This is a genomic window from Blastococcus sp. TF02A-35 (assembly GCF_004571075.1).
Lineage (GTDB): Bacteria > Actinomycetota > Actinomycetes > Mycobacteriales > Geodermatophilaceae > Blastococcus.
Map to the genome: position 1 here is coordinate 1 of NZ_SPQP01000005.1, position 10809 is coordinate 10809.

Here is a 10809-nt window from a genome sequence, read left to right on the forward strand (position 1 = left end):
GCGACGTGGCGCTGCCGCTCGGGGTCGCGCAGGGCGACCCAGCCGGCATCAAAGGGAACGATCCGACCCAGCCGGTGCAGCACCTCCGCAGCGCGTTCCGCCACCGCGTCTCGCGACACGGCCACCGCGGCGACCGCTGTGGCCCCGGCCGTCGTGCCGGCCGGGACCGCGCCCGACGCGGCCGGGCTCACCGTCCTCGCGCAGGCGTCCGCCGTCCCCGGCGGGACCACGACGACCTCCGCCCCGGCGCCGGGCGCCCCGGCGGGCACCGCGGACGGCGCCGCGCCGGTCCTGCCCACGACCGTCCTCCCGCCGGCCCGGGCCGGCGCGGGTGACACCGGCGCCGGCCCGGGCGGTGAGGGCGCGAGCCGCGGTGAGACCGCCTCCGTGCCGTCCGCCGGGACCGACCCCGCCGCCGGCGCGGACACGTTCGTGGCGCCCACCACCGGCAGCGCCCCGGCCGCCACCGTCGCCCCGGCCGCCTCGGTCGCCGCGACCGAGGGCGCGACCGGCGCGGACGCGACCCTGCCCGTCTCGGGCCAGGTCGCCCGCCAGGTGGCCGTCCTCAGCGCCTCGGGCAACGGCGTGCACACGATGACCCTGGTCCTGAACCCCGAGAACCTCGGGCCGGTCGAGGTCCAGGTGACCGTCGCCCAGGGCAGCCTCGACCTGCACCTGCGCGGCGCCCACGAGCAGGGCCGCCTGGCCCTGCTCGACGCCCTGCCCGAGCTGCGCCGGGACCTGGAGTCGGCCGGGCTGAGCCCGTCCCGCGTCGAGGTCGACGCGGACGCGGGCGGCTCCTGGCTGGCCAAGCACGCTGCCGAGCAGCAGGCCCACCAGCAGAGCCAGCAGCACGGCTCCGGCGGCCGCGGCGCCGAGAACCAGGCCGGCGAACGGTCACGGTCCTGGGGTCTGCCTGCCGATAGCGGAGAAGGACGTCCCCAGCCGTCCCAGCGATCCACGTCGTCCGGCGTGGACGTGCGCGTCTGAGAAGGAGGCCGACGACCGATGCCGGACGCAGTGACCGGGACCGTCCCGAACGGTGCCACCTACACCGCGAAGAGCAGCGTGGACCGCGGCGACCAGATGGGGAAGGACACCTTCCTCAAGCTGCTGGTCGCCCAGATGAAGTACCAGGACCCCAGCAACCCGGCCGACACGAACCAGATGATGTCGCAGACCGCGACCTTCACCCAGGTCGAGAAGCTGCAGGAGCTCGCCAAGCAGAACGCCTCGATGCTCGCGCTGCAGCGGTCCAGCACCGCCGGGGCGATGGTCGGCCAGACCGTCACCTACACCGACGAGGCCGGCGCGGCGAAGACCGGCGTCGTCTCCTCGGTCCGCCTCGGGACCGACACGGCCGACAGCGTGGCCACCGTCGACGGGGTGAAGGTGCCCATCGGCCGGATCACCGAGATCGGCAAGACGACCACCAGCTGACCACCCGCTGACCCCGCGCCGACCCGCGCCCCCGACCAGCGACCCCCATCCGGAGGGACTCCCCCCATGCTCCGCTCGATGTTCTCCGCCATCTCCGGCCTGCGCGCCCACCAGACGAAGATGGACGTCACCAGCAACAACATCGCCAACGTCAACACCGTCGGCTTCAAGAGCAGCCAGACCGTCTTCCAGGACACGCTGTCCCAGGTGCTGCGCGGCGGCGGCCAGCCCGCCGCGGACCGTGGTGGCACGAACCCCGCCCAGGTCGGCCTCGGCGTCAAGCTCGCCGGCGTCACCACGAACTGGACCCAGGGCGCCACCCAGTCCACCGGCCGGTCGACGGACTTCATGATCGAGGGCGACGGCTTCTTCGTGGTCCAGGGCCCCGGCGGTGAGCAGCTGTTCACCCGCGCCGGCTCGTTCGACTTCGACGCCAACGGCAACCTGGTCACCCCGGACGGCTCCATCCTGCAGGGCTGGATGGCCGACGACGGCGTCGTCAACGCCAACGGCCCGGTCGGGCCGCTGCGCGTGCCCTACGGCCAGATGGTGAACCCCACCTCCACCGCCGCGGGCTCGGTCATCGGCAACCTGCCCTCGAACGCCCCCGCCACGGCGGCCGGCGACCCGGCGTCGTTCCAGCTCGGCGCGGACATGTACGACAGCCAGGGCGTCCTGCAGAAGGTCACCTACAACTTCGTCAAGACCGGCGACAACAGCTGGGACTTCAGCGTCGTCCACTCCGACGGCACCCCGCTGCTGGCCCCCACGCCGGTCACCTTCGACGACGCCGGCGAGATCACGCCGACCACCTCGGAGTTCACCTTCACCCCGCCGATCGGCACCTACCCCAGCTGGGGCAACGACGTCACCATCGACCTCTCGGGCATGACCCAGTACGGCGGCGCCAACACCCTCTCGGCCCCGAAGCCGAACGGCTACGCGCTGGGCTCGCTGCAGTCGTTCACCCTCGGCAACGACGGCACGATCATGGGCATCTACTCCAACGGCCTGCGCCAGCCGCTGGGCCAGCTGGCCCTCGCCTCCTTCAACAACCCCAGCGGCCTGGAGAAGGCCGGCAACTCGACCTTCCGCGTCGGGGACAACTCCGGCGTCGCGATGGTCGGCCTGGCTGGCCAGGGCGGGCGCGGTGTGCTGAACGCCGGCGCGCTCGAGATGTCGAACGTGGACCTGAGCGAGGAGTTCACCGGCCTGATCGTCGCCCAGCGCGGCTTCCAGGCGAACAGCCGCGTGATCACCGCCTCCGACGAGATCCTCCAGGACCTGGTCAACCTCAAGCGGTAACGCACGGTCCCACCGGACGGCCCGGCCACCCGTGAGGGGTGACCGGGCCGTTCGTCACACACCCCTCAGACGCCCCCGGCCAGGGCCTTTCGGCTCAAGGAAGCCCTGCCGCGGGCCGATGACAACAGTGCCGTTCCTGCCCGTCCGCCGGGCCCCACCGAGCAAGAGGACCCACCCGTGATCCGAGTGACGCGCCTGAACGGCGACCAGTTCGCGCTCAACCCCGACCTCATCGAGAAGGTCGAGGGCCACCCCGACACGGTCGCGTTCCTCGTCGACGGCACGAAGTACCTGCTGCGGGAGAGCGTGGACGAGGTTCTCCAGGAGATCCGCGAGTACCGCGCCGGCATCCTCGCGATCTCCTACGAGATGGACCGCGGGACCTACCGCTCCGTCCTCGCCGAGCAGGGGTCCGCCGACTCCTCGGTGGTGCCCTTCCCGATCCGAGAGGAGCGCTGACCCGTGGACCCCGCCACCCTGATCGGGTTCGCCATCTCGCTCATCGCCCTGGTCGTCTTCATGATCCTCGAGGGCGCGGACCCGACGTCGCTGATCTTCCTCCCGGCGATCGTCCTGGTGGTCATCGCCACCTTCGGCGCGGCGGCGGCGAGCCAGACCCTGGACGACCTGAAGAAGGTCGGCGGCTGGTTCAAGATGGCCGTGATGCCGGCCAAGGTGCCGCCGCCGACCGACCAGATCCAGACGCTGGTGTCGCTGGCGGAGAAGGCCCGCAAGGAGGGCCTGCTCGCCCTCGAGGCCCAGGTCAAGAACATCGAGGACGAGTTCCTGCGCCGCGGCCTGCAGATGGGCATCGACGGCACCGACCCCGAGGAGCTGCGCGCCGTCCTCGAGAGCGAGATCGCGGCCAAGAAGGCCGAGGACAAGGTCGCCGCCAAGTTCATGAACAACATGGGCGGCTACGCGCCGACCATCGGCATCCTGGGCTGCATCGTCGGCCTGATGAACGTCATGGGGAACCTGTCCAACCCGGAGCTCCTCGGCCCGATGGTCTCCGCGGCCTTCATCGCCACCCTGTGGGGCGTCATGGCGGCCAACTTCTGGTTCCTGCCCATGGGCGCGAAGATCCTGCGGGTCAGCGAGCTGCAGGCCGCGCAGATGGAGCTGCTCGTCGAGGGCATCACCGAGATCCAGGCCGGCACCAGCCCGCGTGCCGTCCGGCTCAAGCTGACCTCTCTCGTGCCGCCGGGCGCCATCGCCAAGGAGGCGGCGTGACCGCCGGGGGCTCGGCGTGAGCAGCGGTCACGGCCGTCGCCGCAAGAAGCACGAGGAGCACGAGGAGCACGAGAACCACGAGCGGTGGCTGGTGTCGGGCTTCGACATGATGACGCTGCTCTTCGTGCTGTTCGTCGTCCTCTACGCGATGAGCAAGGTCGACGAGGACAAGTTCGCCGCCCTGGCCAAGGGCATGGCCGAGGCCTTCGGTGGGCCGGTCGTCGTGCAGCCGGGCCCCACCCCGGAGGGCTCGGTGCTCGACGGCCTCCCCGGCGTCATCGACATCGCCTCGGCGATCCCCCCGGACCCGACGGTGGAGCAGGCCGAGATCGACAAGGCCGCCGCCGCCGCGGCCGCCCAGCGGGCGGAGAACGTCGCCGCCGAGGCCCAGGAGGCCTACGACGAGCTCGCCGCCGCCCGCGAGAAGATCGAGGCCGCGCTCGCGGCAGCGGGGTACTCCGGCGCCGCGCAGTACGAGATCGACGAACGCGGCCTGGTGGTGCACATCGTGGCCGACCAGGTCCTCTTCGACGCCGAGGAGGCCGTGCTGCGGCCCGAGGGCCGCGAGATCCTCGCCGCCGTCGCCCCGGCGCTGGTCGAGCTGCCCAACGGCATCGGGGTGGAGGGCCACGCGAACCACCTGCCCGTCACCCGCGGCGGCCCCTGGCCCTCGAACTGGGAGCTGTCCGCCGTGCGTGCGACCACCGTCGTCCGCTACCTCGCCGGCGAAGGCGTGCCGCAGCCGCGGCTCACCGCCGTCGGCTACTCCTCGACGCGGCCACTGGTGCCCGAGTCGGCCCCCAACGCACTCACCGTCAACCGACGGGTCGACGTCGTCGTCCTGTCCGACGCCTCCGCCGAGGCGAACGCGCTGCTGCCGGACCTCGCGGCCGCACACCAGGGAGGGACCCCATGAGCAAGAAGGACAAGAACGCCCCGGCCGAGGGCGAGGAGACCGAGGCGAAGGGGGGGAAGAAGAAGCTCTTCATCATCCTGGCCGTCGTCCTGCTCGCCGGCGCCGGTGCCGCCTACTTTTTCCTCTTCGCCGGCTCCGGCGAGGCCGACGCCGCCCCGGCGCCGGAGCACGGCGGCTACACCGCCCTGGAGCCGGTCGCGGTCAACCTGGCCGGTGGCGGCTACCTGAAGATCGGCGTCACCCTGGAGTACACCACCGCGGCCGCCGCAGGTGGGCACGGCGCCTCCGGTGTCGACGGTGCCAAGGCCTACGACAAGATCATCTCCACCTTCTCCCAGGCGCAGCCCGCCGACGTCATCGGCGCCCGCGAGGCCCTCAAGGAGGCCCTGGAGGAGAAGATCATCGAGGCCTACACCGACGAGGAGGGCGTCCAGATGGTGATGGGCATCTACTACACCGAGTACGTCACGCAGTAGCTCAGCCGCACGACCACGCAGGGGTGCCCTCCGCTCACGGAGGGCACCCCTGACGTGCATCAGGTGTCCCACCCGTCACCCGCTCCCCTGCCGGCACGGGGCTCCGGCGGCGCCCGGTCAGGGTGGCCCCGGGGCCCGCCGATGAAGCGTTCTGTGACCACCCCCGAGACCGGACCGGCCCCGGCCGCCGCGCCGGCCCCGGACGCGGCTCCCGAGACCGCGCCGCCCGCGGCCCCCGAGGCCCAGCAGGCCGCGGCCCCGGCCGCTCCCCCGGCTTCCGCACCCCCGGCCGGCGCCGCCGGCGGCCGCAGCCGCCGTGGTGCGCCCCGCACCTACGACTTCCGCCGCCCGACGAAGCTCTCCCGCGAGCACGTCCGGGTCATGCAGATCGCCCAGGAGTCGTTCGCCCGCCAGGCGACGACGATCCTGACCACGTTCCTGCGCGCCGGCGCCCGGCTCGAGCTGGTCGGCATCGAGCAGTTCTCCTACGACGACTACATCGGGACGCTCGACAACCCCAGCTTCATCTCCACGTTCACGATGGAGCCGCTGGCCGGCAAGGGCCTGCTGGCCTTCCCGCTGGACATCGCCATGTCGATGGTCGACCACATGCTGGGCGGCTCGGGCAACACCGCGCAGCCCAACCGGCCGATGACGGCGATGGAGACCACCATCACCAACCACCTCCTCGAGCGGCTGTTCGAGGAGTTCGCCCGCTCGCTGAGCACCATCACCGAGATCCAGCCGGTGCTCGTGGGCCGCGAGTACAACCCGCAGCTCGCCCAGGCCGCCGCCGGGTCCGACACCGTCATGGTCGCGCGGTTCGAGATGGCGGTCGGCTCCCGCGAGGGCGAGTGCACGGTGGTGCTGCCGTTCTCCTCGTTCGCGCAGTCGCTCAACAACGCCGCGTCCCCGCAGCTGTCGGAGCAGGCGCTGCGCAAGCGCCAGCGGGCCCGTGAGGCCCTCACCGACCGGCTGAACCTCGTGCCGGTCGACGTGAGCGTGCGCTTCGCGCCGCTGACCGTCTCCTCGAACGACCTGCTCTCCCTCGCCGTCGACGACGTGCTGCTGCTCCGCCACCCGCGGGACAGCCCGCTGGAGGTCACCACCAACGACGTGACGTTCGCCTACGCGATCGCCAGCAACCACCGGCGCCGACTGGCCGCCTCCATCGTCCCCACCCCGCACGCTCCGCACGCCGCGAAGGACTCAGCATGACCGCGCCCCGCACCGACTCGCAGGACTCCCAGACCGTCACGGCGGTCGTCGCCGCCGCAGCCCGGGCCGCGGCCGCACTGGTCCCCTCGACCTCCGCGCTCGTCCCCGGCAGCCCCGTGAACGACCCGGACGCCGTCCCGCTGCCGCCGACCGCCGCCATCGCGGTCACCGCCGGCCTGTCCGGTGAGGTCTCCGGCGACGTGGTGCTGGTGATCTCCGGCGAGGTCGTCGACGCGCTGGAGAACTCCCCCGTCGGCCAGATGGACGTCTCCGCCGCGCTGCGCCCGGCCCTCGAGGCCGCCGCCGCGGCCCTCGGCCGGGTCCGGGTCGCCTCCGAGCGCACCGAGGAGCCGGTCGCGGCGCTCGACGGCCTCCGGGACAAGGGCATGTTCGTCGCCATCCCGCTCATGGGCGACGGCGAGCACCAGGCCACCTTTGCGCTGCAGGTCACCCTGCCGGCCACCCGCGAGCAGCGGGGCAGCCTCGAGCTCCTCCGCCACGTGGCCATGGAGGTCACCGTGGAGATCGGCCGCACCCGCATGACCGTGCAGGAGCTCCTCTCGCTGCACCCCGGCGAGGTCGTCGAGCTCGACCGTGCCGCCAGCGCGCCGGCCGACCTGCTGGTCAACGGCACGCTGATCGCCCGCGGCGAGGTCGTCGTCGTCGACGAGGACTTCGGCCTGCGGATCAGCGAGATCGTGACCGACGCCGCCGAGCTGGGCCAGGCGTCATGACCTGGATGGTCATCCGGCTCGTCCTGACCCTGGCGCTGATCGCCGGTGTCCTCTGGTACGCCGCGAAGTATGCGAAGAAGCGCGGCATCGGCCAGGGCAACGGCCTGATCGAGGTCGTCGCGCGCCAGCGGATGGGGCGCACGAGCTCGGTCAACGTCGTGCGCATCGCCGACGTCGTGCTGGTCATCGGCGCGACCGAGGAGCAGGTCACCCTGCTCGCGGAGGTCGACGGCGACGCCGTGGACGCCGCGCTCGGCGAGCGCCGCCCGGCCCGCGTGCGCGACGAGGAGGAGCACGACGACGTCGAGGACACCCGGGCGCTCGCCCCGGCCCGCGTCGCCCGCTCCTCCGAGGGCGTGCTGGCCGGCTCGGTGCTCGACCGCAACGGCTGGGGCTCGCTGGTCGACGACCTGCGCGAGCGGACGGTGCGCAGGTCATGACGGCCTCCGTGCGCCCGCTGCCGCGCGGAGCCGGCACGCGGCGCCGCGCCGCCCTGGTCCTGCTCCTGGCGCTGCTGGCCACGCTGGCGACCGTCCTCCTGGCCGGCCCCGCGTCGGCCGCCCCGACCGCGCCCACGGCCCCGACGGCGCCCACCGCGCCCGCGGTGGACGGGAACGTCGACATCTCGATCGGCAACGGCTCGCCGTCGAGCTCCATCACGCTGATCCTGGCGATCACGGTGCTGTCCGTGGCGCCCTCGGTGCTGCTGCTGGCCACCTCGTTCACCAAGATCATCGTGGTGCTGGGCCTCACCCGGAACGCGCTCGGCATGGCCACCTCGCCGCCGAACCAGGTGCTCACCGGCATCGCCCTGTTCCTCACGCTGTTCGTGATGGGCCCGGTCTTCTCCGACATCAACGACGTCGCGGTCCAGCCCTACATGGAGGGCGGCATGACGGTGTCGCAGGCCTACGAGGCCGGCGTCGTCCCGCTGCGGGAGTTCCTCCTGGACAACACCCGCGAGGACGAGCTCAAGCTGATGATCGGGCTGTCCGGCGAGGAGGCCCCGGCCGACGCGACGCAGGTCAGCATGACCACGCTCATCCCGGCGTTCGTCCTCTCGGAGCTGAAGAGCGCCTTCATCATCGGGCTGGTCATCTTCATCCCGTTCCTGGTGCTCGACATGCTCGTCGGTGCCGCCCTGATGGCGCTGGGCATGATGATGGTCCCGCCGACCATCGTGTCGCTGCCCTTCAAGCTGCTGCTCTTCGTCGTCGTCGACGGCTGGGCGCTGATCACCACCGCCTTGGTGGGTTCCTACGGGGGTGGGGGCTGACATGAGCGACGCCGACGTCACCGACATCGCGGCGCAGACCATGATGGTCGCCGCGAAGGTCGCCGCCCCCATCCTGGTCACCGCCCTGCTCGTGGGCTTCCTGATCTCGCTGTTCCAGGCGGCGACCCAGATCCAGGAGGCGACGCTCTCCTTCGTCCCCAAGATGATCGCCGTCGCGATCGCCCTGCTGGTGACCGGGAACTGGGTCCTCGCGGAGCTGGTCAGCTTCACCCACGCCCTGTTCGAGCAGCTCCCGGCACTCCTCGACCGGACGTAGCCCGCCATGGACCTGTCGGTCCCGGCTGTCACGCTCGCGGCCCTCCTCCTCGGGACGGCGCGTGCCGCCGGATTCGTGCTGATGGCGCCGCCGTTCAACTCGCGGGTCATCCCCGCACCGGTCAAGGGCGCGCTCGCCCTGGCCCTGTCGGTGCTGCTGTCGACGCAGATCGCGACGACCCTCCCGGCTCCCACCGCCGGCTTCCTGCTGGTCACCGCGGTGACGGAGGTCGTGATCGGCGCGGCCCTGGGCTTCGTCGTCCAGGTGCTGTTCACCGCCGTGCAGATGGCCGGCGACGTGCTCGACCTCGCCGGCGGCTTCTCCATGCAGCCGGGCTACGACCCGCTGTCCATGACCCAGAACAGCTCGCTGGGCAAGCTGCACTACCTGCTGGCCAGCACCCTGCTGTTCAGCAGCGGCGGGCACCTGCTCATGGTCAAGGGGTTCGCCACGTCCTACGAGGGGCTCCCCCTGGGTGGCGACGTGCCCACCGAGGAGATCGCCTCGGTGCTCATCACCGCGTTCTCCATGATGTTCCTCGCCGCGGTCCAGATCGCCGGCCCGATGGTCGCCGTGCTGCTCCTGGCCGACGTCGCCCTCGCGCTGCTGAGCCGGGCCGCGCCCTCGCTCAACGTCTTCACCATGGGCCCGCCGGCCAAGATCCTGCTGACCCTGACGATGCTCGGGCTGACCTTCCCGCTGCTGCCCCCCGCGCTCGACGCGCTGCTCGAGCACGGTGCCCGCGCCATGGTCTCGCTGCGGAGCGGGTGAGCCGTGGCCAAGGACGGACCGGGTGGTGAGAAGACAGAGAAGCCCACTCCCCAGCGCCTGAAGAAGGCGCGCAAGGACGGGCAGATCCCGCGGACCCAGGAGCTCGGCACCTGGCTGGGCGTCGCCGCGGCGAGCGCGCTGCTGCCGATGCTGGTGCAGAACGCGTTCGAGGCGGTCCAGCAGCTCTTCGTGCACGTCGGCACGGTGGTCAACCACCCCGAGATCGAGACCGTGACCGCACTGCTGGGCCAGGCGTTCATGACGTTCCTCTGGACGCTCATGCCCACCGCGCTCGTGCTGATGGTCGTCGGCGTGGCGTCCGCGGCCGCCCAGGGCGGTGTGCACCCGACCGGCAAGCCGATGAAGCCGACCCTGAAGAAGCTGAACCCCTTCCCGGGCATGAAGCGCATGTTCGGCACCCAGGGCCTGTGGGAGACCAGCAAGGCGCTCATCAAGACCGTCGCCCTCGGGGCCGTCGTCATCATCACCAGCGACCGGGCGCAGTCGCTGGTGTCCGCGTCCGGGGCGCTGCCGCTCTCGGCGGTGGCGGCCACCTTCGCCGACTCCGCCATCCTGATGTTCCGCGTCGTCGCCGTCACCGGCCTGGTGCTGGCCGTCGCCGACTACATCGTCGTCCGCAAGAAGATGATGAAGCAGCTCAAGATGAGCAAGTACGAGATCACCCAGGAGCACAAGCAGGCCGAGGGCGACCCGTACATGAAGGCGCACCGACGCGGCGTGCAGATGCAGATGTCCCGCAACCGGATGATGGCCGAGGTCGCCGAGGCCGACGTGCTGCTGGTGAACCCGACCCACGTCGCCGTCGCCCTCAAGTACGAGGCCGCGAAGGGCGCCCCGCGCGTCGTCGCGAAGGGCGCCGGCGAGGTGGCGGCGAAGCTCCGCGAGCGGGCGGCCGAGGCGCGCGTCCCGCTGGTCCAGGACATCCCGCTCGCCCGTGCGCTGCACGCCTCCTGCGAGCTCGGCCAGGAGGTCCCGCCGCAGCTGTTCAACGCCGTCGCGCGGGTGCTCGCCTTCGTCATGCACCTCGGCGCGCGCGGGGTGAAGGGCGGCTTCCACCGCCCCGGGTTCGAGGCACCCGACACCGAGGGCCTGCCCAAGGCCGGACGACGCCGGACCCCGACCGCGGCCTGAGCGAGGACGCC

General features: G+C 71.9%; 14 protein-coding genes. All 14 read left to right on the forward strand.

The features are described 5' to 3' along the window. Positions 1 to 138: 138 nt before the first annotated feature. Positions 139 to 990: a flagellar hook-length control protein FliK gene (locus E4P43_RS03320; RefSeq protein ID WP_135144016.1), complete on the forward strand. Its 852-nt coding sequence runs from the start codon at positions 139 to 141 to the stop codon at positions 988 to 990. An 18-nt stretch (positions 991 to 1008) separates the two neighbouring features. Beyond that, a complete protein-coding gene (locus E4P43_RS03325) occupies positions 1009 to 1440 on the forward strand; it encodes a flagellar hook capping FlgD N-terminal domain-containing protein (RefSeq protein ID WP_245158916.1) in 432 nt (143 codons plus the stop codon). A gap of 78 nt (positions 1441 to 1518) precedes the next feature. Further along, positions 1519 to 2745 carry a flagellar hook protein FlgE gene (locus E4P43_RS03330; RefSeq protein WP_245158917.1) on the forward strand — a complete coding sequence of 409 codons (1227 nt, stop codon included), beginning with the start codon at positions 1519 to 1521 and terminating at the stop codon, positions 2743 to 2745. Positions 2746 to 2922: 177 nt separating this feature from the next. Further along, positions 2923 to 3204: a flagellar FlbD family protein gene (locus tag E4P43_RS03335; protein ID WP_135144018.1), complete on the forward strand. Its 282-nt coding sequence runs from the start codon at positions 2923 to 2925 to the stop codon at positions 3202 to 3204. A gap of 3 nt (positions 3205 to 3207) precedes the next feature. Continuing rightward, positions 3208 to 3978 carry a MotA/TolQ/ExbB proton channel family protein gene (locus E4P43_RS03340; protein ID WP_209313700.1) on the forward strand — a complete coding sequence of 257 codons (771 nt, stop codon included), beginning with the start codon at positions 3208 to 3210 and terminating at the stop codon, positions 3976 to 3978. A gap of 16 nt (positions 3979 to 3994) precedes the next feature. Next, positions 3995 to 4894 carry a flagellar motor protein MotB gene (locus tag E4P43_RS03345; RefSeq protein WP_135144019.1) on the forward strand — a complete coding sequence of 300 codons (900 nt, stop codon included), beginning with the start codon at positions 3995 to 3997 and terminating at the stop codon, positions 4892 to 4894. Then, positions 4891 to 5370, forward strand: coding sequence for a flagellar basal body-associated FliL family protein (locus tag E4P43_RS03350; protein ID WP_135144020.1), 480 nt, complete (start codon positions 4891 to 4893; stop codon positions 5368 to 5370). The genes E4P43_RS03345 and E4P43_RS03350 overlap by 4 nt, the downstream gene beginning before the upstream one ends. 153 nt (positions 5371 to 5523) lie before the next feature. Next, positions 5524 to 6588, forward strand: a complete 1065-nt coding sequence (locus E4P43_RS03355; protein ID WP_135144021.1) for a flagellar motor switch protein FliM — start codon at positions 5524 to 5526, stop codon at positions 6586 to 6588. Continuing rightward, a complete protein-coding gene (fliN, locus tag E4P43_RS03360) occupies positions 6585 to 7322 on the forward strand; it encodes a flagellar motor switch protein FliN (RefSeq protein WP_135144022.1) in 738 nt (245 codons plus the stop codon). Before E4P43_RS03355 ends, fliN begins: the two co-directional genes overlap by 4 nt. Further along, a complete protein-coding gene (gene fliO / locus E4P43_RS03365) occupies positions 7319 to 7762 on the forward strand; it encodes a flagellar biosynthetic protein FliO (RefSeq protein WP_135144023.1) in 444 nt (147 codons plus the stop codon). Before fliN ends, fliO begins: the two co-directional genes overlap by 4 nt. Further along, positions 7759 to 8598, forward strand: a complete 840-nt coding sequence (fliP, locus tag E4P43_RS03370; RefSeq protein ID WP_135144024.1) for a flagellar type III secretion system pore protein FliP — start codon at positions 7759 to 7761, stop codon at positions 8596 to 8598. The genes fliO and fliP overlap by 4 nt, the downstream gene beginning before the upstream one ends. Before the next feature lies 1 nt (position 8599). Beyond that, positions 8600 to 8875, forward strand: coding sequence for a flagellar biosynthesis protein FliQ (fliQ, locus tag E4P43_RS03375; protein WP_135144025.1), 276 nt, complete (start codon positions 8600 to 8602; stop codon positions 8873 to 8875). Between the two features lie 6 nt (positions 8876 to 8881). Further along, positions 8882 to 9646 (forward strand): flagellar biosynthetic protein FliR, encoded by a 765-nt coding sequence (gene fliR, locus E4P43_RS03380; RefSeq protein ID WP_135144026.1) that lies wholly within the window; start codon positions 8882 to 8884, stop codon positions 9644 to 9646. Positions 9647 to 9649: 3 nt separating this feature from the next. After that, positions 9650 to 10798: an EscU/YscU/HrcU family type III secretion system export apparatus switch protein gene (locus E4P43_RS03385; RefSeq protein ID WP_135144027.1), complete on the forward strand. Its 1149-nt coding sequence runs from the start codon at positions 9650 to 9652 to the stop codon at positions 10796 to 10798. Positions 10799 to 10809 lie beyond the last annotated feature (11 nt).